This is a genomic window from Acinetobacter sp. Ac_3412, assembly GCF_013072675.1.
In the GTDB taxonomy this organism is placed as follows: domain Bacteria; phylum Pseudomonadota; class Gammaproteobacteria; order Pseudomonadales; family Moraxellaceae; genus Acinetobacter; species Acinetobacter higginsii.
Map to the genome: position 1 here is coordinate 119,316 of NZ_LXUJ01000004.1, position 25,551 is coordinate 144,866.

At 37.0% G+C, this 25,551-nt stretch carries 22 protein-coding genes; 5 read left to right on the forward strand and 17 right to left on the reverse strand.

Translation table 11 applies throughout. The annotated features are described in order from the left end of the window. Window positions 1–15 precede the first annotated feature (15 nt). Window positions 16–1,683, reverse strand: a complete 1,668-nt coding sequence (gene lldP, locus A7P54_RS03150) for an L-lactate permease (protein WP_171548618.1) — start codon at window positions 1,681–1,683, stop codon at window positions 16–18. 382 nt (window positions 1,684–2,065) lie between these two features. Here lldP and A7P54_RS03155 point away from each other — a divergent pair, with 382 nt between their 5' ends. Next, a complete protein-coding gene (locus A7P54_RS03155) occupies window positions 2,066–3,436 on the forward strand; it encodes a phosphomannomutase CpsG (protein WP_171548619.1) in 1,371 nt (456 codons plus the stop codon). A 51-nt stretch (window positions 3,437–3,487) separates the two neighbouring features. Here the strand turns inward: A7P54_RS03155 and galE are convergent, their stop codons facing one another. The 15 genes from galE to rfbB all read right to left on the reverse strand — a co-directional run bounded on the left by galE (window position 3,488) and on the right by rfbB (window position 19,173). Then, window positions 3,488–4,504: a UDP-glucose 4-epimerase GalE gene (gene galE / locus A7P54_RS03160; RefSeq protein ID WP_004801812.1), complete on the reverse strand. Its 1,017-nt coding sequence runs from the start codon at window positions 4,502–4,504 to the stop codon at window positions 3,488–3,490. After that, window positions 4,497–6,170: a glucose-6-phosphate isomerase gene (gene pgi, locus A7P54_RS03165; protein ID WP_171548654.1), complete on the reverse strand. Its 1,674-nt coding sequence runs from the start codon at window positions 6,168–6,170 to the stop codon at window positions 4,497–4,499. Before pgi ends, galE begins: the two co-directional genes overlap by 8 nt. A gap of 2 nt (window positions 6,171–6,172) precedes the next feature. After that, window positions 6,173–7,432, reverse strand: a complete 1,260-nt coding sequence (locus tag A7P54_RS03170) for a nucleotide sugar dehydrogenase (protein ID WP_171548620.1) — start codon at window positions 7,430–7,432, stop codon at window positions 6,173–6,175. 16 nt (window positions 7,433–7,448) lie between these two features. Continuing rightward, window positions 7,449–8,324 (reverse strand): UTP--glucose-1-phosphate uridylyltransferase GalU, encoded by an 876-nt coding sequence (galU, locus tag A7P54_RS03175; RefSeq protein WP_005319906.1) that lies wholly within the window; start codon window positions 8,322–8,324, stop codon window positions 7,449–7,451. Window positions 8,325–8,356: 32 nt separating this feature from the next. Continuing rightward, the gene (locus A7P54_RS03180; RefSeq protein WP_171548621.1) at window positions 8,357–8,974 is read right to left on the reverse strand and encodes a sugar transferase; all 618 of its coding nucleotides are present in this window, start codon (window positions 8,972–8,974) and stop codon (window positions 8,357–8,359) included. A 27-nt stretch (window positions 8,975–9,001) separates the two neighbouring features. Further along, a complete protein-coding gene (locus A7P54_RS03185; protein ID WP_171548655.1) occupies window positions 9,002–9,826 on the reverse strand; it encodes a glycosyltransferase in 825 nt (274 codons plus the stop codon). Beyond that, on the reverse strand, window positions 9,826–10,653 hold the full coding sequence (locus tag A7P54_RS03190) for a beta-1,6-N-acetylglucosaminyltransferase (protein WP_171548622.1): 828 nt from the start codon (window positions 10,651–10,653) through the stop codon (window positions 9,826–9,828). The genes A7P54_RS03185 and A7P54_RS03190 overlap by 1 nt, the downstream gene beginning before the upstream one ends. Then, window positions 10,650–11,900 carry a hypothetical protein gene (locus A7P54_RS03195; RefSeq protein WP_171548623.1) on the reverse strand — a complete coding sequence of 417 codons (1,251 nt, stop codon included), beginning with the start codon at window positions 11,898–11,900 and terminating at the stop codon, window positions 10,650–10,652. The genes A7P54_RS03190 and A7P54_RS03195 overlap by 4 nt, the downstream gene beginning before the upstream one ends. A gap of 143 nt (window positions 11,901–12,043) precedes the next feature. Then, the gene (locus tag A7P54_RS03200; RefSeq protein WP_171548624.1) at window positions 12,044–13,117 is read right to left on the reverse strand and encodes a glycosyltransferase; all 1,074 of its coding nucleotides are present in this window, start codon (window positions 13,115–13,117) and stop codon (window positions 12,044–12,046) included. Continuing rightward, window positions 13,114–14,010 (reverse strand): glycosyltransferase, encoded by an 897-nt coding sequence (locus A7P54_RS03205; RefSeq protein WP_171548625.1) that lies wholly within the window; start codon window positions 14,008–14,010, stop codon window positions 13,114–13,116. The genes A7P54_RS03200 and A7P54_RS03205 overlap by 4 nt, the downstream gene beginning before the upstream one ends. A gap of 2 nt (window positions 14,011–14,012) precedes the next feature. Next, window positions 14,013–15,269, reverse strand: coding sequence for an O-antigen translocase (locus tag A7P54_RS03210; RefSeq protein WP_171548626.1), 1,257 nt, complete (start codon window positions 15,267–15,269; stop codon window positions 14,013–14,015). 1 nt (window position 15,270) lies between these two features. Then, a complete protein-coding gene (locus A7P54_RS03215; RefSeq protein WP_171548627.1) occupies window positions 15,271–16,389 on the reverse strand; it encodes a DegT/DnrJ/EryC1/StrS family aminotransferase in 1,119 nt (372 codons plus the stop codon). Further along, window positions 16,386–17,243 (reverse strand): WxcM-like domain-containing protein, encoded by an 858-nt coding sequence (locus A7P54_RS03220; protein WP_171548628.1) that lies wholly within the window; start codon window positions 17,241–17,243, stop codon window positions 16,386–16,388. The genes A7P54_RS03215 and A7P54_RS03220 overlap by 4 nt, the downstream gene beginning before the upstream one ends. Then, the gene (gene rfbA / locus A7P54_RS03225; RefSeq protein WP_004801792.1) at window positions 17,240–18,115 is read right to left on the reverse strand and encodes a glucose-1-phosphate thymidylyltransferase RfbA; all 876 of its coding nucleotides are present in this window, start codon (window positions 18,113–18,115) and stop codon (window positions 17,240–17,242) included. The genes A7P54_RS03220 and rfbA overlap by 4 nt, the downstream gene beginning before the upstream one ends. Next, a complete protein-coding gene (rfbB, locus tag A7P54_RS03230; protein WP_171548629.1) occupies window positions 18,115–19,173 on the reverse strand; it encodes a dTDP-glucose 4,6-dehydratase in 1,059 nt (352 codons plus the stop codon). The genes rfbA and rfbB overlap by 1 nt, the downstream gene beginning before the upstream one ends. 452 nt (window positions 19,174–19,625) lie before the next feature. Here rfbB and A7P54_RS03235 point away from each other — a divergent pair, with 452 nt between their 5' ends. The 4 genes from A7P54_RS03235 (at window position 19,626) to A7P54_RS03250 (ending at window position 24,600) form a co-directional block, all read left to right on the forward strand. After that, the gene (locus A7P54_RS03235) at window positions 19,626–20,753 is read left to right on the forward strand and encodes a polysaccharide biosynthesis/export family protein (RefSeq protein WP_171548630.1); all 1,128 of its coding nucleotides are present in this window, start codon (window positions 19,626–19,628) and stop codon (window positions 20,751–20,753) included. A 78-nt stretch (window positions 20,754–20,831) separates the two neighbouring features. Beyond that, window positions 20,832–22,952: a GNVR domain-containing protein gene (locus A7P54_RS03240; RefSeq protein WP_171548631.1), complete on the forward strand. Its 2,121-nt coding sequence runs from the start codon at window positions 20,832–20,834 to the stop codon at window positions 22,950–22,952. A 208-nt stretch (window positions 22,953–23,160) separates the two neighbouring features. After that, complete coding sequence (locus A7P54_RS03245) at window positions 23,161–23,868, forward strand: FKBP-type peptidyl-prolyl cis-trans isomerase (protein WP_171548632.1); 708 nt, start codon at window positions 23,161–23,163, stop codon at window positions 23,866–23,868. A gap of 48 nt (window positions 23,869–23,916) precedes the next feature. Continuing rightward, window positions 23,917–24,600 carry an FKBP-type peptidyl-prolyl cis-trans isomerase gene (locus A7P54_RS03250; protein ID WP_171548633.1) on the forward strand — a complete coding sequence of 228 codons (684 nt, stop codon included), beginning with the start codon at window positions 23,917–23,919 and terminating at the stop codon, window positions 24,598–24,600. Here the strand turns inward: A7P54_RS03250 and A7P54_RS03255 are convergent. Continuing rightward, on the reverse strand, window positions 24,597–25,532 hold the full coding sequence (locus A7P54_RS03255; RefSeq protein WP_171548634.1) for an acyltransferase family protein: 936 nt from the start codon (window positions 25,530–25,532) through the stop codon (window positions 24,597–24,599). The two genes, A7P54_RS03250 and A7P54_RS03255, sit on opposite strands and share 4 nt — an antisense overlap. Window positions 25,533–25,551 lie beyond the last annotated feature (19 nt).

The window sequence follows — 25,551 nt, forward strand, 5'->3', positions numbered from 1 at the left end:
TTTCCTTGATTAGAGTTATGGAATCATCCACGGCACCAGATAAGCCTGAACCGTGACAATGATGCCAACAAAGACTGTAAATATGATGCTATGTTTTACCGTGAAACGGAACAGGTCCGATTCTTTTCCAACCAAGCCCACGGCTGCACAGGCAATCGCAATCGATTGCGGTGAAATCATCTTGCCGGTTACCCCACCACTGGTATTGGCGGCCACCAACAACACTTCTGGAATACCGATTTGCTGGGCTGTAGTCGCTTGCAATGCCGAAAACAACGCATTGGATGAGGTATCTGAACCTGTTAGGAATACCCCCAGCCAGCCCAAGAAAGGCGAGAAGAAAGTAAAGGCATGGCCCGTATGCGAAAGTGCTAAAGCCAAGGTTGCAGATAAACCTGAATAATTGGCAATAAAGGCAAAGGCCAATACCATGCCGATCGAATAAATTGGCGTTTTTAATTCATTCAATGTTTCGCCAAAGGTACTGACCGCATCACGGGTTTTCATCTTCAGGAATATGATGGTGATAATTGCGGCAATAAAAATCGCTGTACCTGTCGCAGAGAACCAGTCAAATTTATAGATTGCTTCATAAGCCGTACTTTCAGACACAATCGGTGGCATTTTTTCCACCAGCTTATGTAGATAAGGCACTTCGATTTTAAAAATCCAATCAGCCAAGGCACCGTCTTTGGCAAAGAGTGCTTTAAACGGTTGTACACTCCAAATGGTCACCATCAGCGTCAAAATCATAAACGGCGACCATGCTTTGGCAATCTGGGCAATGCTATAACGCTGTTGTGATGAGGCTGCATGACTGGCTGCTTGTTCATCGGTCATTTCAAAACGGAAAATATGTTTCGGTTTCCAGACACGGAACAACAAGGTCAAACTGACCAATGAGGCAATCGCAGCGGTAATATCAGGCAGTTCTGGTCCCAAAAAGTTCGAGGTCAGATATTGTGCAATGGCAAAGGCACTACCACCGACCAGTACCGCAGGCCAAGTTTCTTTCACGCCACGCCAACCGTCCATGATCGCCATAATCCAGAACAGCACAATGAGGGTTAAAAAAGGCAATTGGCGGCCTACCATCTGGCTGATTTCCATAGTATCGACACCAGACACCTGCCCAGCCACAATAATCGGAATACCCATGGCACCAAAGGCCACAGGCGCCGTATTCACAATCAGACAGAGCCCCGCAGCATAGAGCGGTTTAAAGCCCAAGCCGACCAATAGAGCTGCTGTAATGGCGACTGGCGCACCAAAGCCTGCCGCACCCTCTAAAAAGGTTCCAAAGGCAAAACCGACCAAGAGCATCTGTAGGCGCTGATCTTCAGTAATCGACAAAATACTGGAGCGAATCACATCAAACTGCCCCGTTTTTACCGAAATTTTATACAGAAAAACCGCCCCGATAATAATCCACGAGATCGGCCATAAACCGTAGAAAAAACCATAAACCACTGAAGCAAATGCCATTTCAGCTGGCATTTGATAAAAGAATAAAGCAATCAACATAGCAATGATTACGGTACAGGTTCCCGCGACACTGCCTTTTAAACGAAATACAGCCAAAGCCAAAAAGAAGAAAATAATCGGGATCAATGCTACAGCACTGGATAGCCAGATATTGTTTAAAGGGTCATATAGTTGTTGCCACACATTTAGCATTCTCATCTCCTTGAAATGCTGGGCGTCATTTTGTTTTTACTTCGATATTTAACGAATCTTCACAATATTGGTATGACCAATATTTAATAAATCAGCAAATCTTACTTATTCGTAATCTTCATGCATCTTAATTATATGAATTATCAGGATCAACCCTATCACCGCAATCATAATTGGTATGACCAATAATAATTAAAATAAATCAATCCTTTTCTGTTCATGTGCGCTTTCGGCATTCGACTAAAGTCTGATAAAAATTTTCCAATCAGCATTCGATTTATGTAGCTCAGGTCCTCAACCGCTGAAGATAAAACAATAAATATGACTTTGTAGCGATATCTGTATAATCTGTTCACAACTCAAATCACATCACTATGAATTGAACAATATGACTCAACTGACTTGCTTTAAAGCCTACGATATTCGCGGCAAACTCGGTACTGAACTGAATGAAGAGATTGCTTATAACATTGGTCGTGCCTATGGGCAGATCTATCAACCGAAAACCGTGGTGATTGGTTGTGATATCCGTTTAAGTAGCGAAGGCTTAAAACAGGCCACAATTCGAGGCTTGAATGATGCAGGTATCAATGTGCTTGATTTGGGCATGACCGGCACAGAAGAAGTCTATTTCGCAGCTTTTCATTTGGATGTACAAGGCGGTATCGAAGTGACTGCCAGCCACAACCCAATGGATTACAACGGGATGAAATTGGTGCGTGAAAATGCACGTCCAATCAGTGCAGAAACAGGCTTAAAAGAAATTCAGGCACTGGCTGAAACAGGGCAATTTGTAGAGGTCGCACAAAAAGGTACGACCCAACCCTACAATATTTTGCCTGAGTTTATTGAACACCTACTCACCTATATTGACCCACAAAAAATTAAACCCCTTAAACTTGTGGTCAATGCGGGCAATGGTGCAGCAGGTCATGTGATTGACGCCATCGAACAAAAATTCCAGCAACTGAATATTCCAGTAGAATTTATTAAAATTCACCACGAAGCTGATGGCAACTTCCCAAATGGTATTCCGAACCCAATCCTGATTGAAAACCGCGATAGCACTCGTGATGCTGTGCTGCAACATCAGGCTGATATGGGTATTGCTTGGGATGGTGACTTTGACCGTTGCTTCCTGTTTGATGAAAAAGGACAGTTCATCGAAGGTTATTACATCGTTGGTTTATTGGCACAGGCCTTCCTGATCAAACAATCAGGTGAAAAGATTGTGCATGATCCGCGTCTAGTCTGGAATACCTTTGACATCGTCGATCAATACCAAGGCATCGCAGTACAATCTAAATCTGGACATGCTTTCATTAAGGATGTCATGCGTGAACACAATGCCGTGTACGGCGGGGAAATGAGTGCGCACCACTATTTCCGTGACTTTGCCTATTGCGATAGCGGTATGATCCCTTGGTTACTGACCATTGCCCTGCTTTCGGAAACGGGTCAATCTCTTTCAACTTTAGTTGAAAACATGATTGCCAAATTCCCATGTAGCGGTGAAATCAATTTTAAAGTGGCGGATACACAAGCCACTGTACAAAAGATTTTTGATCATTATGCCGATCAGAATCCACAGGTTGATCGTACCGATGGTGTGAGCCTTGATTTTGGTGCATGGCGCTTAAATGTCCGTGCGTCGAATACCGAACCGTTACTACGTTTAAACATTGAAAGTCGTGCCGATCAAAACCCGCAACCGATGCAACATTATGTCGATGAATTAACTGGGTTAATTCAGGGTTAATTCAGTCCAATAAAAAAGGAGCCTATCGCTCCTTTTTTATTTGCTTGGTATTTAGTTAAAACCGTTTGGATTCTGTTTCTGCCAGTTCCAACTGTCTGCCAACATATCTTCCAAAGTATATTGAGGCTGCCAACCCAACTCTGTAATCGCACGGCTATTGTCTGCAAATGAAGTGGCGACATCACCTGCACGACGTGGTGCAAATTCAAATGCAACAGGTACAGCATTGATTTGCTCAAAGGTATTTTTAACTTCTAATACAGATGAACCATTGCCTGTCCCAATGTTCCAAGCACGACAGCCTTGAGCAGATAAGCGATTATTTAAGGCACACAAATGCGCATTGGCCAAATCGACCACATGGATATAATCACGAACCCCTGTACCATCGACGGTGTCATAATCATTGCCATAAATTGCCAGCTTTTCACGACGACCGACTGCGACTTGTGTGACATAAGGCATTAAGTTATTTGGAATTCCTTGCGGATCTTCTCCAATCTGACCGCTTTTATGCGCACCGACAGGATTAAAATAACGAAGTAAAGCTATCGACCAACGCGAATCTGCCTGCGCCAGTTTTTGCAGCATTTGCTCAACAATCAGTTTGGTATAACCATAATTGTTATTTGGCATGCCTGTTGGCATATCTTCATTTAACGGAGAACTATTGGCTTCATCATATACCGTGGCAGATGAACTAAATACCAAGTTAAATACGCCAGCGCGTTCCATCGCCTTGACCAATTGAGCACTGCCGGCAATGTTATTATCAAAATAAGTCAATGGAACCTGTTGGCTCTCACCGACAGCTTTGAGACCTGCAAAATGAATGACCGCATCAATAGAATAGGCCTGAAAGACCTGATCTAACGCATCCTGATTACGAATATCACCTTTTACAAAAACTAAGCTTTTATTGGCGAGTTTTTGTACACGACGTAAAGCTTCTTCAGAACTATTTGAAAGATTATCAAATACAACAACTTCATGACTTGCATTGAGTAGTTCTAAACAGGTATGTGAGCCAATATAACCCGCACCACCTGTGACTAAAATTTTAGCCATCTATTTTTCCTAACAATATTTTCAACAAACCTTGCGTCGATGTATCAAAAGCAGATAAATCATCTTGCTCACGGTTTAAAATCGGTAACAGTTGATTGGCAATCTCTTTACCTTTTTCAACCCCCCATTGATCAAAGGGATTAATATTCCACAATACCGACTGCACAAAAACTTTGTGTTCATACGTCGCAATCAGCATCCCTAAACTATAAGGATTCAGCTCTTTGAGTAAAATGGTTGAACTTGGCTGATTGCCTTCGTATTGCTTATAAGCAGGTAAATCTTCAAGTTCATCTGCTGCCAAAGCTTGATTACCAAAGGCCAATAATCGCGACTGTGCCAAACAATTCGATAAGGCCAGATGATGCTGTTCAACCAAAGCCTCTGCGCTTTCAGCATAAGTAAATTGATTGGCATTATAGCGTTTCACAGGGGCAATAAAGTCACAACTGACTGAATGCGTGCCTTGATGTAATAGCTGATAAAATGCGTGTTGTGCATTCGGTCCAACCTCACCCCACACAATCGGGCAAGTGGCTGTATTCACCTTTTCCCCATTACGCTGGATCGATTTACCATTGGACTCCATCTCAAGCTGCTGCAAATAAGCGGCGAAATATTTGAGTCGACCGTCATAGGGCAACACAGCATGGGTTTGGATTTCAAGGAAATTATTATTCCACGCCCCTAACAACCCCATCAATACCGGAATATTCTGCTGAAATGGTGCTATTTGAAAATGTTGATCAATCTCGTGCGCACCCGCTAACAACTGCTTAAAACCATCAACCCCAATCGTCAGCGCAATCGGCAGACCAATACACGACCACAGCGAATAACGGCCACCAACCCAGTCCCATAGCAACAACTGCTTATCAGCGGCAATGCCCCATTCCGTCATTTTTTCAGGTTTGGTCGAGACCCCAATAAAATGATTCTGTAGAATTTTTTCATTCTGTCCAAGCGACTTTTCTAACCATTGACGCACAGTTTGTGCATTCGACAAGGTATCAATGGTGCCAAATGACTTCGAGGAAATAATAAATAATGTCGTTTCTGGGCGCAGCTGATGTAGTAGGTCAGACAGTTGACTACCATCCATGGTCGAGACAAAGTGCACATCTAAAGGCTTTGTACTCGTCACCTTAAAATCAGACAATGCATGTGTCACCATTAAAGGGCCTAAGTCAGAGCCTCCGACACCAATATTGACCACATCCTGAATGACTTCACCTGTTGCGCCACGATATTGTCCAGCATGGATTTTATCCACCAAAGCATACATCCGCTCCAGCTGTTGCTGTACCTGTTGATTCTCCTGAGGAAAATCTGGACTCGATTGCGGCAAGCGTAGAGCCCAATGCATTGCTGCACGATGCTCGGTATAATTAATTTGTTCCGAAGAAAATAATGTCTTAATCCATTGTTTTAAATCTTGTGCCTGAGCTAAGTCGACCAAGCCATTTAAAATATTTTGATCAATACGATGTTTACTAAAATCTAGAACAATTTGATCATGTTCAACTGAGAACCGTTTAAAGCGTGAGGGATCTGCTGCAAATAAAGTCTTGAGATGGGCCTCTTTAATTTGCTTTTGCAAAGATGATAAATGCTCAAGCGCTGACGCTGGTGCCTTAACGGCAAAAGGCTGAATTTGCTTGATCATCATTAACGCCCCACGCCCATATATGCGAAACCTTGTAATTTCACATAGTCTGGATCATAAATATTGCGACCATCCAATATCAAAGGATGTGCCATCAGTTGTTCGAGCTGTTTAAAGTCCGGACTCCAGTATTGTTTCCATGCGGTTAACACACATAGACCGTGCACATTTTTCACCGCATCATACTGATCATCACAGAGGACTAAATCGTCACGCTGCCCATACATCTGTTTAATTTCATCCAAAGCCTGCGGATCATGTAGATGAACCATCACCCCTTGCGCCCATAGTGCCGCAAGCATTTGGTGAATGGGTGATTGCTGAATACTTGAGGTATTTTCTTTAAAAGAAGCCCCCCAAATTGCAACGGACTTACCCTTTAAATCACCATGATAATAGTTCCAAAACTTACGGAACAGGATTTCTTTTTGTTGCTCATTGATATCCCATACTTGTGCAAGCAATTGGCTTTTAACGCCTGTATTTGCAACTGTATTAGAGAGTGTCAAAATATCATGAGAAAAATTTTCACCGCCAAAACCAGCACCAGGGGCTAAGTAAGCTGAACCAATACGGTTATCCGCCGCCATACCCTGACGGACTGAAGCAATATCAATCCCGAGTTTCTCAGCAACCACGGCCAAGTCATTAATATAGCTAATTCTTGTCGCCAACATGCCTGAAATACTGAGCTTCGTAAATTCAGCATCCAAAATTGGCATAAACAGATACTGTTGTGTCAAAGGAAAAAGAGGCCTTAGCAATTCTTTTACTTTACTCTGAACGTCAACTTGCGTGCACCCTACAATCATTTGTTTTGCTTGAGTTAAACTCTGTAAAGCATTTCCTTCTTGAATCGTATCTGGTAAATAAACCCAGTCATCTTCGGAAAGGATTTGTTTAAAGTGATCAGTCCCCTGCAAACCAAAGGTTGAAGCATTAATCATCAGTTTTGGATGAATAATCGGACGCTGTTTTAACGACTGTAGCAGTTGAAAAACTTGTTGTTCTTGTGTTTGATTAAAACTAAATAAATAGGCATCTATATCTAAAGGAATAGCATCCAAATCACGATAACTGAGAAAACCACTGTTTAACTGTTGTTCCAGTAAGCGGCTAACATTTTCATCATGAAATGAGTACTGCTGATCAGCGGAATTATCATTGAGATGTGAGCACCAATACACAAAGTGCCCAGATTCAGACAATAATGCAGACATCACGCCTGCATATAATGTATTGCCAAAGATTGCAACTTTCATAACCACATGCCCTAAACTACAGGGCCAATTCTTGAATTAAGCCCTTAAAATCTGCGCCCAATTTGGGATGCTCAATACCATAGTGTAATACAGCTTTTAGGTATCCAAGCTTACTACCACAATCGAAAGTCTGCCCTTTCATGCGATACGCTTCAACAGCTTCTGCTTGCTGTAATGCTGCGATGGCATCAGTGAGCTGAATTTCATTTCCAGCTCCGCGTGGGGTATTTTCTAAAAGCGCCATAATCTGTGCTGGTAAAATATAACGACCAACCACAGATAAGTTTGAAGGTGCTGCACCCACCGCAGGTTTTTCAACGATTCCCTGCATCACAACGCTTTCACCTTCATTCGGTGAAACCGCGACATCCACAATACCATATTGATCAACCAAATGATCAGGTACTGCTTCAACCATAATCTGTGCTGCTTGAGATGTCTCAAAGCGCTGGATCATCAGAGACAAATCATTTTCAGAGACTTGATTCTTGACTAAAACGTCAGGTAATAATACGGCAAAGGCTTCATTCCCCACGATATCTTTTGCACAAAGCACAGCATGCCCAAGGCCTAAAGGCTGCGGCTGACGCACACTCACAACGCTAACATGCTTCGGTAAAATATCAGTAATTTCTTTGAGTAGATCAAATTTCTTTTTTTGTTCTAAAGTTGTTTCTAACTCGAAATTACGATCAAAATAATTCTCAATCGAGGCCTTAGAGGAATGTGTGACCAAAATAATTTGTTCAATCCCAGCATCAACTGCTTCACGTACCACATATTCAATGGCTGGACGATCAACAACAGTCACCATTTCCTTTGGAATAGATTTGCTTGCTGGTAAGAATCGTGTACCTAAACCTGCGACAGGTAAAATTGCTTTCTTGATCATTACATTACTACTTCATTGATTTAGATAGATCTTCAAGAGTTAATTTTATCTTGTTCTTGTAAATTATTCCCCTTAAATAAAGAGGGGCCAACATGTCCAGGCGCATTAATCCCTTCACGTTTCAACATAACACCTAATGTTTTCCACATGATTTTAAAATCAACGAAGGTATTATGATGATCGACATACCAAACATCACATTTAAAGCGGTCTTCATAATCTAATTCGTTACGACCACTCACTTGCGCTAGACCGGTCATCCCAGGTTTTACATCCAAACGACGTGCTTGCTCAGGTGAATAAAGTTCAACAAATTCTTTTAACATTGGCCGAGGCCCAACGACGCTCATATCGCCTTTTAGCACATTAAATAGCTGTGGCATTTCATCCAAGCTTGTAGAGCGTAATTTTTGTCCAAATGGTGTAATCCGCTGCTCATCTGGTAAGGCATTACCCGCAGAATCTGTAGCATCTTTCATCGAGCGGAACTTAATCATTTTAAATAGCTTACCGTCTTTACCAGGGCGTTCCTGATAAAAAAAGATAGGAGCGCCTAAGTTCTTCCTGACCTTGTAAGCAACGAGAATAAATATTGGAGAAAGTAATAAAATTGCTACAGATGCAACAACTATATCAACAAGCCTTTTCATTGTTTGAAACCCATATATCAAAATAATTTAGACTTTCTTCCTAAGAAAATTATTATAAATTTTCCCCAACATCGTGGATGGTAGTAGTCGAAACACTGACCGTAACAAAAAAACTATATTAGCACGAATTGGATCTTGTAACTTCAACTCTTTTTTTAAATCCAACAACTTTTTTTCACTTTTAATATATTCCAAGCCTTTACGTCGAGCATGCATTCCATTTCCCACGCGAGCAAATAAAATTACATCGGGTAAATTAGCAACTTTATAACCTGCACCAATCACACGTAGCCAAAGATTATAATCCTCCATGAATAAATGATGTTGATAACCACCAAGTGCAGTAATGACATCATGACGATAGGCAACAGTCATATGATTAAATGGACAGCGATTTTGTGCAAAAGCCTTAATTTCATTATGATTCTCAGGCACAGCTTTTAATACGTGAGCGTCTGAAACATCTTGATTAAACTCTAGAATCTGTCCACCAAATAAAACTACATCAGGGTTTTCTTTAATAAAAGCAACCTGCTTAGAAAAACGATCTGGAGTACAGATATCATCCGTATCCATACGGAAAACCCATTCATTCGTACAATGCTTTAAGCCTTCATTTAAAGCCTTACCTAAACCGACATTTTCTGCCAAAGTAACTATTTTTAAAATATTACCGAGTTTCTGCTGCCAATGTTCTACAGATTTCGTAAGCCCTTCTCCAATAGGACCATCTAAAACCAATACTATTTCAGTAGGTTTTAAAGTCTGTTGATCCCAGATACTTTCAAAGCACTTTTCTAAGTACTCAACTTTTTCCTTATGATATAAAGACAATAAAATAGAAAACAGTATCACAATGAGTTTACCTTTTCATAATATTCAAATTGATCGTTTTCTTTTACTTTTCTAGCGAAAAAGAAATCCCTAGCATTCTTCAAAATTAACAAATTTTCTGCATCAAAATAAAGAGGGTTATTACCATTATTGTATTTTTTATCAAAAATAATATACCTCTTATTTTTATCCGCACTAACAAGATGCTGCAAACCAGATTTAACAACTAGATGCTGAAAAAAATGTTCGTCAGGATTGAGTCTATGTTGAAACAAATTAATATCTTTCTGACTTATTGATTCTAACAGGATTTTTAGTTCGTTTCTTCTAATTGAAAACCAGTTACTTCCAAACCAAAATTTTTTATTAGTAAACAGAATCCTATCTAAAATTTTCAAAGCAAATGTAAGAAGTTTCCCAAAAGGTTTTCGTTGCCATGTGGTTTCAACATGTGGAGCAAAAAAACGAACACGAAACCTATGGCTCAAAGAGTTGTTAAGCTCCATAAAAATATCAGAACTTTGCCAAGTCAAAGAGTCATAAATATTATTATTGCTTGAAAGTAATATATCCTCTCCACTAACAAGATGAATATAATCACATTCAGTATTCTCAATTACAAATGAAAATAGATTCAATGTTGCTTGTACTTGTGAAAATCCACCCCACCTAACATCCACTCTTAGATCATCATTTAGAAACACTAGATTTTCAATATAGGAATTTTCAAAATTTGTTTTCTTATCCATATGAACAAAAAAATTAACACTTTTATTTTCTTTAGCAAGTGCTTCAAAATATTTGATAGGTTTATGCGCCAAAATCAAAATAGCAACTTTGTTCATACTAAAACCTTCTTATCATTATTGAATTGATTTTTATCAAAACTAAAATCAACTAAGAAAAACAAAAAGCAGAAAAAATAAACATTAGCCACACCTTTTAAATTCAGAGCAAGGAAGCACACCAACAGTAAAAACACCAAAGCTCGGCTAAAGTAAAAAGATTTCTTCAAAAGGTAAAAAGTCATTAAAAAAAACAAAAACAAACCAACCAAACCATTATAAAAAATCACTCTAAAATAACCTACATCTGTATCCTTATAATATGCCAAAAAATCACCACTTTGTGAAACAACTTTATACTTAGCATCCCCTAGAACCCAGGTTTTTACATTATCTGGTAATATTTCATACATTTCTTTAAGTCCACCGAATGATGATGATGCTTGGGAGTCTTCAAAATTAAATAAAAAATCTAAACCAAAAGCAATTTGGTTATTCTCTTCTGCTAGGCTCTTACCATATATTACTAATAAAATTAAAGAAGGCACGACTAGTACCAAGACTTTAAATAAACTCTTATAATTTATAAAAAATAATGAAGACAATAAAATACCAATAATAGTTGTCCTTGAAAATAGAATACCAACTATTGAAATGATTAGATAAAGCATCAATAAAACATAATAATTTTTTTTATCACACAAATAATTAACATTATAAGCTAGTAGTATTAAAACAAATGAATTTAATATTCCTGAAGCAAAAAAAGAAGCACCAATTCCAACTAATCGGGCTTCACTAAAGTCTTGAAGTACATCTGAACTTAAACCATCAATGCTAACAATCTGAATAACCGCATTAAAAAGTGATGGTATAAAATTGACAATTAAGGAAAAAATTAGTTGAAAAGCCAATGCTAAACTTGCAAAAAAAACAATATTTTTAAAATTAAAATCAACACCAGATAATTTATATATATATTTTATAGAAAAGGCCGAAAAAAAGAAAATCAAACTCAATATTAAATTTTCTTTTACAAAAAAAAGATCGGAATCTACATTATATATATATGAGAAAGAAGCCCACACCGTAGAAAGTATAACCAAAAAAAAGTAATAAAAATACTTTTTCTCCAAGCCCCTTCTAATGACTTCGAATATAAAAATACATAATCCTAAAAAAAGATAGGGCAATATTAAATACACAGGGAAAAAATTTATTTTTAAAAAATAAATATAAACGATTAAAGAAAAAACAATAAAAGGATAACCAATTATTTTTCTTAAATCAAAATCAATATTTATCATAAATCAAATTCCACTTAAACCTTAGAAAACCTTATACCAACTCTTCCTCTACAATGAAAAAAATACTATAGAATTAAGTTAATTTCTCAATGTAGTTACATCTAAAAACCTATTTCATATCAATAACATTACATAGAGTACAATTATTCACTGCACTCTAATAACAAAGCATTCCATTTCTTTAAAATCTCTGAAAAATCATATTCTTCTATACTTTTATATATTAGAGAACGATCCAGAGAATGTAGAGCTGAAATCTTTTCACTAAAATCTTCAACTGAGTCTTCAAAAAAATATCCATTTATACCATTTTTTATAATATTTAATGGTCCATATGGTATCCTAAAACTTAAACATGGAATGTTTTTGGAAATTGCCTCCAATAAAACCAATGGGAAGCCTTCTATTTTTGATGTTAGTAATAATGCAAATGCATCTTTATAAATCACATCTAAATCTGTTTCTCCTGAAATAACTTCCACATATTCAGCATAGTTATTAGATTCTATATAGTCATTTATTTCCCATTTAAGATCACCATGTCCATACATACGTAAAATGATTCCTTGTTTTGGCAAATCACTTTTTACAAAAAGATCTATCGCTTTAAAAGGTTGTTTTTCCTCATTAAACCTCCCAACATATAACAAATATTTGAATGCACTTTTTTCTCTTGCTATATTTTCTAAATCAATACCATTGGGAATCCATACTGACTTAATATTATTTCTTGAATAATAATCAACATCTTGCGGATTCAATCCGACCATACAATTTAATTTTGATAAAAATAAATTTCTGATTTTTTGAATGAAAAAATTCTTTTCATATATGGTTGAAGTATGATCACAGCCAATTACTTTAATATTTCTATTTATGATTTTGATCAGTGAAAATAGCAAAGATATTGGTGGCGATGAAGTAATCCAGATTACATTATCTTCTGAAATACATGGATAAATCTTATGATATGCATCTTTAAACCATTTCAATTTTGAAATACCATCATAAAATACAGTATTATAGTTTTCTAAATATAAAGAGGTAACTTTAACACGGCTATCCAAAGCATATGCTTCTTCCTCTACGATTCCAAAACTTATTATTTCAACATGATATTGATTGACAAAGTAATTCGCCAACATGCTCACTACTCGAAGAACTCCACCACGATTTGACTTATCGTACGTATGAACCACAAAGTTTATTTTTATCATACGACAATACTCTTTAAAAAGTGGAAGGTGAATCTTAGGAAATCTACTGAAAAAATGCGTATCGGACTTTCAACTATGATATCTTTAAAAAAAGCTAAAGCTTGTACTTTATTTATATAGCTATAATCCGTGGCTTTTAGCCATTGAATTTTCAATTTTGCATCATTATATAACTTATTGTTTTTGAAGCAATCTATTACTTTCCTCCTCTCCACATTCATGATTTCTAAATTTTTAGATATATTTGAACCATGTGAACGATAGTTAACAAAAACTTCGTTTAGATATATTAATGAATTACCCTTCTCAGTCAACTTTAACCACATATACCAATCTTCAATCTTGAGGTTCTCTGCATAACCCCCAACCTCTTTTACTGCATTCAACCTTAAAAGTGCAGTAGGAGCTGGTAAATCAAAATTATGTAAAAAAACATCGTTGAAATTATATTTTTTTTGATCTTTCAATGCTGTTTCAATGACATTATTATCATCATCTATTAGATGATATCCACCAAAAACACCTGCAACTTTATGATCAGATTCCTTTAAAAAGTTAGCTTGCTTCATGATTTTCTCAGATAACATCATGTCATCAGAAGCAATGATCGAGTAATATTCGCCACGACACCAACTCAAGGCCTCATTTAAGGTCGCACTTAAGCCTTTATTCGCTCTGTGCCTAAATTCAAATCGAATAAATCGTTGCTCGCATATATTGATTAATTCCCTAATTTTTTCAATTGAATGATCTTTAGAGCCATCATCAATAATAATTAGCTCAATATTCTGATAAGTCTGATCAATTACACTTTTTATGCAATCATGTACATAATGCATATGATTATAGCAAGGGATGACAACTGAAACTAAAGGTTGGACATTCGATTGCATCTCTATATAACTCTCATCCGCAAATGTTTAAATACAAAAATACTCATTACCGCCCAATAGATTGCATAGTTTACTAAGTGAGCAATAGAAACTCCTTCAAAACCAAACATCTGGGTACAAGCATAAGTTAAAAGAATTGAACTTATTGCAAATATAATTTCTGTCGTTACAAACAGTTTAATCATTGCTTTGCTTAACATCAAATAAGCAAGTATCCAGCTTCCAATTTTTAAGGCATCTCCGATCATTTGCCATAAAAATAAGTCTGCCATTGGAAGAAATTTTTTGCTGAATAGTACAATAATAATCCAATCTCTCAATAGGTAGGCAAATATCCCTCCTAAAATTGCGAGTGGAAATATAAATTTATAACCCAAATAGACTTCTTTTTTAATTTCAACCAAGTTGTTTAATTCTGATAATCTTGGTAAATAATAGACACCTAAGGTTGTTGTTACTAGCATTAGATATGCAGCACTTAAACGGATCATCGCTTCCCAATAACCTGCATAGTCTGCACCAAAAGTCTGACTTAAATATGTTCTTATTACTATTTGAGAAAGTGGTACACAAATCGCACTGACTAAAGCCATTAAGGCAAATGACATAAACTTATGTGCAATATCAGAATCAATTCGACCAAACAAGTAAGAAACTTTAAACCAATCTGCTTTATAGCAAAGATACAAAGTTACAAAAAAAGCAAGCGATTGATAAACAGACAACGCAATCAATGCACCATACAAATGATATTTGACTGCAAGGGCTGTCGTGATGACTAAAGATACTAGGCTACCCGCTATATTTGCCAATACTAATTTTAGTATTTCCTTTTTTCCATTTAATATCGCCAAAAATAAAGTATTAAAATTAAAAAAAACTAGAAAAATGGCAAACCAAATAAATACCGATTGATATTCTAGGCTATGAAAAATATAAAGGGACAATTGCTGCTGAAAAATAATAATGAGTAATGCAAAAAGCACACTTAGAATAAAAACTATGCTCCCTGCATTCTGCCATATTTTTTTCTGCTTTTGCTTATCTTCATAATATTCTGCTGTATATTTTGTGACAGCAGTATTAATCATACTTCCTGAAAAGGTTGTAATCATTTGAATAAAATTTTGAAACTGGCCAATCATCGCATAGCCAGAAGGGCCAACATAAATAGCTAAAATTTTATTCAAAATAAATAGAGTAGCTGTTTTAATTAAAACGGCTACTCCATTTAAAGCACTTGTTTTCAGCAGATTCATATCAAAGACTAAACGTGTTACAGACTTCAACTATATGCTGAGCATCTTTTATACTTAAGACAGGACTCATTGGTAAACTAAGGACTGTCTCATGTATTTTCTCAGATATTGGGAAACTTAGATTATTCCATTCACGATAAGCTTGCTGTTTATGTGGCGGAATTGGGTAGTGAATTAAAGTCTGTATACCGTGTGCTGCTAAATGCTGCTGTAAAGCTTCTCTATGAAGAGTGCGAATGACAAACAAATGCCAGACATGTTGTTGATCTTCAATTGCTTTCACTTCAATCTTAGGGAGTTCAATCAAAGGATTACTAACTCCCTCTAAGTAAACCTGCGCAACTTCACGGCGATGCACAATTTCTTGATCTAAAAACTTAAGCTTAATATCAAGCATAGCCGCCTGAATTTCGTCTAAGCGACTATTTACACCCTGCACTAGATTCTTATATTTTTCATGCGACCCATAATTACGTAGAGCCCTAAGCATATTTGCAAGCTCTGTATCATTGGTCGTGATCGCACCTGCATCACCTAAAGCACCCAGATTTTTGCCAGGATAAAAGCTAAATCCAGATGCATCCCCCCAATTTCCAGCCTTTTTACCATCAATTGCAGCGCCATGGCTTTGTGCAGAGTCCTCTAAAACCAATAAATTATATTTTTCAGCAATTGCCATAATCTCAGGCATTGCCGCAAGCTGGCCATATAAATGAACCGGTAAAATAACCTTGGTCTTATTTGTAATAACAGCTTCAATTTTTGCTGGATCAAGATTAAACGTATCGGAATCTGGCTCAACCAGTACAGGAATAAGTTGATTGGCACTAATCGCGAGAATACTGGCGATATAAGTATTTGAAGGTACTATCACTTCATCACCGTCTTTTAACTTGCCAAGCTCTTTCCAAGCCCTCAAAGTTAAAATAAGTGCATCTAAACCATTGGCTACACCAATCGCATATTTCGTACCACAATATGCAGCAAAGTTCTGTTCAAACTGATCAAGTTCAGTGCCACCAATATACCAGCCAGAATCAATCACACGTGTGCAGGCTTCAATCAGTTGTTCACGATATTGCTGATTGATATTTTTTAGATCTAAGAAAGGGGTTGTCATTCTACATAACCTTTAATGATAGCTGGATTTCCTACGACAATCGCATTTTCTGGAACATCTTTGGTCACAACAGCACCCGCACCAATCAGTGCATTTTTTCCGATACGGATACCAGGTAAGATGGTTGCATTCGCACCAATACTGGCACCTTGCTCTACAATTGTTTGAGCAAAACTTTCTGGATATTGTTTAGAACGTGGTTTTTTATCATTGGTAAAAGCCACACAAGGGCCAATAAACACATTATCTTCTAAGGTTATACCATCCCAGATATAAACCCCTGATTTGACAGTAACATTATTGCCAATATGCACATCATTTTCAATTAAAGTATGAGCACAAATATTACACCCTGTACCAATTACAGCATCTTTTAAAATGACACTATATTGCCAAACTCGGGTATTTTGACCAATATTTTTAGAGTGTACATCAGATAATGGGTGAATGAATGGACGATTAACCGTAGTTAAAAATTCATCATAATCTCGAATATAATCACTTTCATCATAGTGTTCGCTAGCTAATACCAACAATACACAATCTTCCGAAAAGTCATGCATTTCACGCCAAGTCATACTTTCAATGATTAAACCTTGAGTAGGTGAACTCAAGGTAACTTCTTCTTTTTGCCGTCCGTTGTCTAAAACAAAGCGGCACTGCCCATGAAGGCAAATCGCAAGCTGTTTTAGATCTTTATGTGCATGAAATCCTCTAGGCTTATCTTTAGATGCAGCAAAAATATAATAGATCCGTTTAATGTCAAAGGGGATATGCTGATTAGCCTCTACCGAAACCAGCCCGCCTCGTTCATCGCCTAAGTCAGGTAAATCAATGAGTTTCTTTAAGCTCATACTTCATTCACCAAAGAAATCAAATATTGGCCATAATCATTTTTATTCATACTTTGACCAATTACTAAAACTTGCTCTTTGCTTAACCAACCATTATTAAAGGCAATTTCTTCTAAACATGCCACTTTATAGCCTTGTCGCTTTTCAATGGTTTCTACAAATTGTGCTGCCTCAAGCAAACTCTCATGTGTGCCCGTGTCGAGCCAAGCAAAACCACGTCCAAGCAATTCTACATTCAAGTCGCCACGCTCTAGGTACATTTGATTGACGGTCGTGATTTCTAATTCACCGCGCTCAGATGGTTTGACTTGTTTTGCAATCTCGACAACATCATTGTCGTAGAAATACAGACCGGTTACAGCAAAATGTGATTTTGGATTTTTCGGCTTTTCTTCTAATGAAACAGCACGTTTTTGCTCGTCAAATTCAACCACACCAAAGCGTTCAGGATCTTTCACTTGATAGCCAAAGACCGTTGCCCCTTTTTGACGAGCAACTGCTTGGCGTAACATCGGTGTAAAGCCTTGACCATAAAAAATATTATCACCAAGCACTAAACACACATTACTCGTGCCGATAAAGGCTTCACCAATAATAAAAGCCTGAGCTAAACCATCTGGACTTGGCTGAACGGCATAACTCAATTCAACACCAAATTGCGAACCGTCACCCAATAGTCGTTTAAAGCCATCAATATCATCTGGAGTACTGATAATTAAAACTTCGCGAATACCCGCTAACATCAAGACTGACAAAGGGTAATACACCATCGGTTTATCGTAAATCGGCAGTAACTGCTTAGATACACCCTTGGTAATTGGATATAAGCGTGTACCTGAGCCACCCGCAAGAATAATACCTTTCGTCGACATTAGACATTTACCCCTAATCTTTCACCTTGATAACTGCCATCTTGTACACGGCGACACCATTCTAAATTATTTAAATACCATTCAACGGTTTTACGGATACCCGTTTCAAAAGTTTCCTGAGGTTTCCAGCCAAGTTCACGCTCTATTTTTGATGCGTCAATCGCATAGCGTAGATCATGCCCAGGACGATCCTTTACAAAAGTAATTAAACTTTCATAAGCTTGAGCATTAGCCTGTGGTTTTAATTCATCTAGAATTTTGCAAATGGTTTTAACTACTTCAATATTCTGCTTTTCATTATGCCCACCAATATTATAGGTTTCACCAATCACACCTTGAGTAACAACTTGATACAGTGCTCTAGCATGATCTTCAACGAACAACCAGTCACGGATCTGATCACCCTTTCCATAGATCGGCAATGCTTTGCCATCTAAAGCATTTAAAATGACTAAAGGAATTAACTTTTCTGGAAAGTGATAAGGACCATAATTATTAGAACAATTGGTGACAATCGTCGGTAAGCCATAGGTACGTTGCCAAGCACGAACTAAATGATCTGAACTCGCCTTACTTGCTGAATAGGGAGAGCTTGGCGCATAAGGTGTTGTTTCAGTAAATAAGTCTGTTGTTCCCTCTAGATCACCATAGACCTCATCTGTTGAGATATGGTGAAAACGAAAGCTTGCTTTTTGATTGTTATCTAATGCCTGCCAGTACTTACGTGTCACCTCTAATAAGGTATACGTTCCTACAATATTGGTCTGAATAAATGCACTTGGTCCATCGATTGAACGATCAACATGCGACTCAGCCGCCAAATGCATGACTACATCAGGTTGAAATTGTTGGAAAATCTTCTCTAGCTTTGGCGCATCACAAATATCAATTTGTTGAAACTGATAGCGAAGATCCTCATCAATTTCTTTTAAGGATTCTAAATTTCCAGCGTAGGTCAATTTATCTATATTTAAAACGGTATCTTTCGTTGTTTTTATAATATGGCGTACTACAGCAGAACCAATAAATCCAGCACCACCAGTTAATAATATTTTCATATTTTTCCACTATACTACATCGAGTAGATTCTATCTAAACTTTCTATCTTCATACTCACCTTAAGACGCGCTGGAACAACCTGATAATTGGGCTTGCAAAATAACCATGCTATACTCTTCCTATTTCATTGAAAAAATTAGAAAAAATATTTTTTAACGTTTAAGGTAAGTTAAGGGGATACGATGCGGCATAATATAACAAATTTCATCAATTTGTTAGCAGTTCATTCTATTTTATTTAAATGATTGTCTCATTATTTTAAAGCGATCAACAAATTACTTTTCATCAAATACTGAATTAAATCAAATTATTTTATAAAGAACACTATATCCCTCAAATTTCCCTACACTCGCACAAAAAGATTATTATGTTTTTTTAATCTTTTGGGATAAAATCGCCTTGTTTTAGTGTTCTTTGCCGAATGACTTACTCAAAATGGCAAGTGATATCAATGAAAAATAAGACTATCCAAGGGTTTGATGTGAAGTATTACCAACTGTTTTCTATTCTTACGATCAGCATGAGCGCTGCGAGTTGTGCAATCACTTCAGGGCTTCAAACCCATGATCTTCCAGAAGAAGGAACGTATAAAACAGAACAAGGCGCAGACATTACCGTCATGCAATTAACACAAGATAGTTTACAATCGCTCAATATCTCTACGATCGCTTCTAATCAAAATAATCTATCCCTATTATTCCGCCAGCCCCATAGCCAATATCGCTTAAATACAGGCGATGTTTTATCTATCCAATTATGGGCCTACCCTGAAATCACTCCTCCGCTTCAAGACGGGAATAATACCAAAGGTATTGGTTATCCTATTGATAGTAATGGAAATTTACAACTGCCGCTAATAGGGCAAGTACATATTTCTGGGAAAACGCTAGCCGAAACAAATCGTTACTTACGCAGCCAATTTGCAAAATACTTAAAAACACCAGATGTCATTGTTCGTGTCTTGTCCTATGAAGGAAATCGCTATTTTGTAAATGGCCAAGTCATGAAAAGCGGGCAATACACCCTGAATGACCAACCAATTAGCCTGTATACAGCACTGGGGATGGCAGGCGGCATTAATCCTGAAACAGGCGATAATACTTCGATACAACTCATTCGTCAGGGTGCCACGTATAATTTAAATCTGGTAGATTTAGAAAAAAAAGGCTTTTCATTACATAAATTATTGATTCAGCCCAATGACACGATTTTTGTGAATACTAAACAAAATCAAAAACTGTATGTCATGGGTGAGTCTAGCCGTAGCCAAGCTTTACCCCTTCGAGATCAAGGTATGATGCTCAGTGATGTCCTCGGTGAAAGTGAAGGGATTAACCCCTATACCGCAAGTGCTGCACGGATTTATGTCATGCGGACTGATTTAAATACTCGACATTCAACCATTTATCAGCTGAATTTAAGTAACTTAGGTAATCTCGCTTTAGCCAATCAATTCGCTATGCAGAAAAATGATATTGTCTATATTGACGCAACAGGTCTTACGCGCTGGCAACGTATGGTCAATCAAATTATACCATTCTCGAATGCACTTTATAGTTTTGATCAGTTAGGTAAATAATACGACCTTTTCAATCTGATCATTTAGATTTCCAAGAATCTATAAGCGTTTTCCAAAATTTTAAATAGTTGTTCCCTTATGAATCAAAATACACAACTGACTGATGACACGATTGACCTTAGAGAGTTATTCTTCGCCCTTATCCTACAATGGAAACTTATTGTTTTCTGTACAATATTTTCTCTCGTCTGTGCAGCTATTTATCTTAAAACAACAGAAAAAACTTATGCTGTTGATGCAAAAATTCAAATCATTGATAACAAACAAAATGGCTTAGCAAACTTAAGTCCTCAATTAGCATCTTTGGGCAGCCTAGCTGGCATAAATATTGGTAGTGGTCAGCAATCCATTCAGACAGAGATAGAGATTCTAAACTCTAGATCTATTCTCGCAAAAACTATTCAGGATCTAAATCTTGATATTCAAATTCAATCTGAGCAATCCTTCTTTCAAAAACTACTTAGTTCAGATCAATTTCACACCAACTATCTTACGGATCAAGTACAAGTTAAAAATCATAAAACTGAGTTCTCTATTCGCCAATTTGACATTCCAAAACAATATTTAGATCAAAACCTACTTCTAAGCTTCCATGGACAAAACTTTAGCCTTATGTCAGAAAAAACTGGGCTAGAAGTTTACAAAGGCCCCCTAAATCAAAAAGAAAATTCTACTCCCCTTAGCTCAGCTTGGAAAATTAGTATTTCAAGCCAACATCCTCTAGAAGGTCAGTATATTGTTCAAAAACAATCAACACTTGCAGCGGTTAAAGCTATTTTATTAAATTTTAAAGCAGCCGAAGTTACCAAGCAAACAGGGATTATCACAATCAATTATGATGGGACAGACAAAACGCACATCATAAAAGTGCTAAATCACATCTTGGAAATTTATCAAGAGCAAAACTTAGCGACGAAATCAGCAGAAAAAGAAAAAACTTTAGCCTTTTTAAACCAGCAACTACCAAAACTGAAGCAAGAACTGGAAGAAACAGAACAAAAATTTAATACTTTCCGTGAAACCCATGGCACCATTGATATTCAGCAAGAAGCTGGGCTTTATTTAAAGCAGAGTGTCGAGTTGGAAACGCAAAAAATTCAGTTGGAACAAAAGCAAGCGGAATTAGCTGCGCAATACACAGAACAACATCCAATGATGCAAGAAATTAATGCACAAATTGGTGTTTTTAATAAAAAAATTAATGAATTGAATAGTGCATTAAAAAAATTGCCAAATACACAAAGCCAGTATTTGCAATACTATCGCGATGTACAAGTACAAACCCAGCTGTATACCAATTTATTAGGAACATACCAATCTTTAAGCTTAGCCAAAGCTGGAGAAACAGGAAATATTCGAGTTTTAGATTACCCTGTAGAGCCAACGAAACCAATCAAACCTCGTAAGCTAATCGTGTTAATCCTCTCAATTTTTATTGGCGGATTTATTGGTATATTGATTGCTCTAGTTCGCAATATGTTACAAACTGGCGTACGTCATCGTGATGAAATTGAACAGGGTGTCGGAATTGACACTTATGTTGAATTGCCTAAAGTGAAACATAAAACTGCTCCTGAGTTACACGCACTCAAGACATTTATCCCGACTTTACGTTTTAAGTTACAGCAAAAACAGCATAACGTTGCACTCATAACAAGTGTTACACCCGATCAAAATCAAGGTGTGATTGCTCAACATTTAGCACTTTATCTTAGTCAAGCTGGGCAGAAAGTTTTAGTCATTGATAGCGACCTTTATCGTGGTGAACTTGACCAACTTTTCAATAACACTTCCAAAGTGGGCCTAGCTGAATATTTACGTGGACAAGCCAATTTAGATCAGATTATCGTAAATACAACTTATCCGAATTTGAGTCTAATTGGTCGTGGACAAAGCAATGATGAGGCTTCTATTAGTTCACATCAATCAATTTTTGCACAGTTAATGCAACAGATCAGCAATCAATACGACTACATCTTGATCAGTTCAGCACCCGTACTTGCAACCTCTGATAGTTTAAACCTTGCTCAATTTACAGGTTTTAATCTTTGTTTAGTGCAATATGGTCAGACACAACTGAAAGATATTGAACTCGCAAAATCTTATTTTGTGAATGCGGGGCTTGAGATTGATGGCCTTATTCTAGATCAGATCCCAAGCTATCAAATTCCCCAGTATCGATATCAAACCAGTAAATAATCGGTCTTGATATTATGTTTTTAAAAACCAGAGAACTTTAAATCCTCTGGTTTTTTTATTTCAACAAGAATGCTCATTGATTTCACAAATGACTCAATCCTCATACAAAAAATCCAAGCATTTTTGCTGTTTATTATTCAATGCTTAAGCCTATACATGCTAAGATCAACGGCATATTTTTTATTAAAATCTCGCTTTGGGACATCTCATGAGTAAAGCTTTACCTTTCGTTGTCGCAGCTGTTTTAGGCGGTGCAGCGCTCGTTCCTATTTACTACGCTACTAAAAATCCAACCACTGAGTTTGGCGCAAAGGCTGACAAAAATGCAGCACCTGTGGCAAAAATCAGTTATGCATTAGGTTATGAAGTGGCAAAACAAACCCCACCAGAATTAGAAACCAGTGCATTTATTACTGGTTTCCGTGACGGACATGCACAAAAACCAGCAGCCTACACAGAAGAAGAGTTACAAGCGGCTTATATCGAGTTCCAAAAAGAGCTGCAACAAAAGCAAGCGAATGAGACCAAAAAAGTCGAAGCGACCAATAACAGCTTTTTAGCAGAAAATGCGAAAAAAGAAGGTGTGAAAACCACCGCTTCAGGCTTGCAATATAAAATCACTAAAGAAGGTACAGGTAAACAGCCTGCCGCAACTTCTGTTGTGAAAGTTCACTACAAAGGTCAACTTGCTGATGGTAAAGTCTTTGATAGCTCTTATGACCTTGGCGAGCCAATTGAATTCCCACTGAATCAAGTGATTCCAGGCTGGACTGAAGGTTTACAGCTGATGAAAGAAGGTGGTAAAGCAACACTTTATATTCCTGCAAACTTAGGTTACGGTGAACAAGGTGTTCCTGGTTCGATCCCACCGAATAGCACATTAATTTTTGATGTAGAATTAATCGCTGTTAAGTAAATGATCTTAAGGAGAGCCTATGCTCTCCTTTATTTTTTGGAAGAAATAATGAAAAGATTAGGTCTCATTTTAATTGCTTCAACTATCGGAACGGTTCAAGCAGCATCAATTACACAAAAAAGCCCACAAAAAGATCAACTCGGTTATAGCTACGGTTATCTCATGGGCAGAGGCAATGCCGAGACTTTAAAAGACTTAAATATCGAAACTTTTGTACAAGGCTTACAAGAAGCTATTCAAGGTAAAACAGCATCTTTAACCGATGAGGAAATGGCGACTGTACTCAATCAATATAAAAAGCGCCTAGAAGCCAAACAACTGGTTGAGTTTCAAGAACAAGCACAAAAAAATGATCAAGCAGGCAAAGCCTTTTTAGCTGAAAATGGCAAGAAGGCAGATATCGTGACCACGAAATCAGGCCTACAGTACCAAGTACTACAACAAGGCCAAGGGAAATCACCCAAAGCGACATCAATGGTTAAAGTAAACTATGAAGGACGCTTGCTCGATGGAACGGTGTTCGACAGTTCCATCGCACGCAACCACCCTCTTGAGTTCAAGCTCAGCCAAGTGATTTCGGGTTGGACTGAAGGTGTTCAAACCATGAAAGAAGGTGGCAAAACACGTTTCTTTATTCCAGCAAATCTTGCCTATGGTGATGTCGGTTCGGGCGATGCGATTGGCCCAAATAGCACGTTGATTTTCGATATTGAATTACTCGAAGTCCATTAAAGTAAATATTTGACTCTTTTGTTTAAAAGAGTCAAAAAATATCCCAATATGATTGATGCAAACAAAACATATGTAGTAAAAATCACCGTATTGTTTGCATCAAATCTCTTCGCCAATTCAACCATCATGATTGGATGAATAAGATAAATAGCAGTTGAAAGTACTGCAATATTTTTGCTGTGACTCTGAATATCTAGCTTGAGTGTATAAATAAAAATTGCTGGTGCAATTAGCAATAATATTACAAGAAAATCAAGAGATTCTCTATGGTTAACAAAGTAATAATGGATAAATGACTCAAACACTAATAATAACAGTAAGAGTGATATTAGATATAAATTAATATTTATTTTATGGTCTATCTTATACTTATTAATCCAAAAGCCAATCATCATAAATGGGAAACACATCATCAAAAAATTCCGATAACTATTAAAATTATTTAGAAGATGATCTGTTTCTCTAGGGAATAAATGTAAGTTTCCAGCAGTCTGTATCACATAACCAATAAGAAAGCATAGGACTGCTATGCTTAGCTGAAAAGCTAGCGAATAATTTCTAATCCAGTAGAGCAGTAAACCACCAAAGAAGGCTCCGATTAAATACCAAAGTACAAAATAGCCCCAAAAGAGATTTTTAATATTTTCTACTAAAGATGAGTAAGAAAACCAAAATGGTGAATAAACTAACATCCAAATTAAATAAAGAATAAGAAGCCTCTTCCCCCATTTAATTAATTTTTCTAAATTATTAATATAAAAGAAATAATACCCTGTAATAAGAAGAAAAATGGGAACTGCTATTCTGCATATTCCATTTACTGTTGTAAAATATAAAGTCTCATTAATATTCTTAAATAAGCTGCAATGTAGCATGACAACAAGAAAAGATAGACAAAGCTTTAATATGTCTAATGCTACATTTCTACACATTTTTATAATTTAACTCTTC

Coding starts and splice junctions, on each gene's coding strand:
- lldP (WP_171548618.1), bottom strand. CDS start 1,683: ATGAGAATGCTAAATGTGTGGCAACAACTATATGACCCTTTAAACAAT.
- A7P54_RS03155 (WP_171548619.1), top strand. CDS start 2,066: ATGACTCAACTGACTTGCTTTAAAGCCTACGATATTCGCGGCAAACTC.
- galE (WP_004801812.1), bottom strand. CDS start 4,504: ATGGCTAAAATTTTAGTCACAGGTGGTGCGGGTTATATTGGCTCACAT.
- pgi (WP_171548654.1), bottom strand. CDS start 6,170: ATGATCAAGCAAATTCAGCCTTTTGCCGTTAAGGCACCAGCGTCAGCG.
- A7P54_RS03170 (WP_171548620.1), bottom strand. CDS start 7,432: ATGAAAGTTGCAATCTTTGGCAATACATTATATGCAGGCGTGATGTCT.
- galU (WP_005319906.1), bottom strand. CDS start 8,324: ATGATCAAGAAAGCAATTTTACCTGTCGCAGGTTTAGGTACACGATTC.
- A7P54_RS03180 (WP_171548621.1), bottom strand. CDS start 8,974: ATGAAAAGGCTTGTTGATATAGTTGTTGCATCTGTAGCAATTTTATTA.
- A7P54_RS03190 (WP_171548622.1), bottom strand. CDS start 10,653: ATGAACAAAGTTGCTATTTTGATTTTGGCGCATAAACCTATCAAATAT.
- A7P54_RS03195 (WP_171548623.1), bottom strand. CDS start 11,900: ATGATAAATATTGATTTTGATTTAAGAAAAATAATTGGTTATCCTTTT.
- A7P54_RS03200 (WP_171548624.1), bottom strand. CDS start 13,117: ATGATAAAAATAAACTTTGTGGTTCATACGTACGATAAGTCAAATCGT.
- A7P54_RS03205 (WP_171548625.1), bottom strand. CDS start 14,010: ATGCAATCGAATGTCCAACCTTTAGTTTCAGTTGTCATCCCTTGCTAT.
- A7P54_RS03210 (WP_171548626.1), bottom strand. CDS start 15,269: ATGAATCTGCTGAAAACAAGTGCTTTAAATGGAGTAGCCGTTTTAATT.
- A7P54_RS03215 (WP_171548627.1), bottom strand. CDS start 16,389: ATGACAACCCCTTTCTTAGATCTAAAAAATATCAATCAGCAATATCGT.
- A7P54_RS03220 (WP_171548628.1), bottom strand. CDS start 17,243: ATGAGCTTAAAGAAACTCATTGATTTACCTGACTTAGGCGATGAACGA.
- rfbA (WP_004801792.1), bottom strand. CDS start 18,115: ATGTCGACGAAAGGTATTATTCTTGCGGGTGGCTCAGGTACACGCTTA.
- rfbB (WP_171548629.1), bottom strand. CDS start 19,173: ATGAAAATATTATTAACTGGTGGTGCTGGATTTATTGGTTCTGCTGTA.
- A7P54_RS03235 (WP_171548630.1), top strand. CDS start 19,626: ATGAAAAATAAGACTATCCAAGGGTTTGATGTGAAGTATTACCAACTG.
- A7P54_RS03240 (WP_171548631.1), top strand. CDS start 20,832: ATGAATCAAAATACACAACTGACTGATGACACGATTGACCTTAGAGAG.
- A7P54_RS03245 (WP_171548632.1), top strand. CDS start 23,161: ATGAGTAAAGCTTTACCTTTCGTTGTCGCAGCTGTTTTAGGCGGTGCA.
- A7P54_RS03250 (WP_171548633.1), top strand. CDS start 23,917: ATGAAAAGATTAGGTCTCATTTTAATTGCTTCAACTATCGGAACGGTT.
- A7P54_RS03255 (WP_171548634.1), bottom strand. CDS start 25,532: ATGTGTAGAAATGTAGCATTAGACATATTAAAGCTTTGTCTATCTTTT.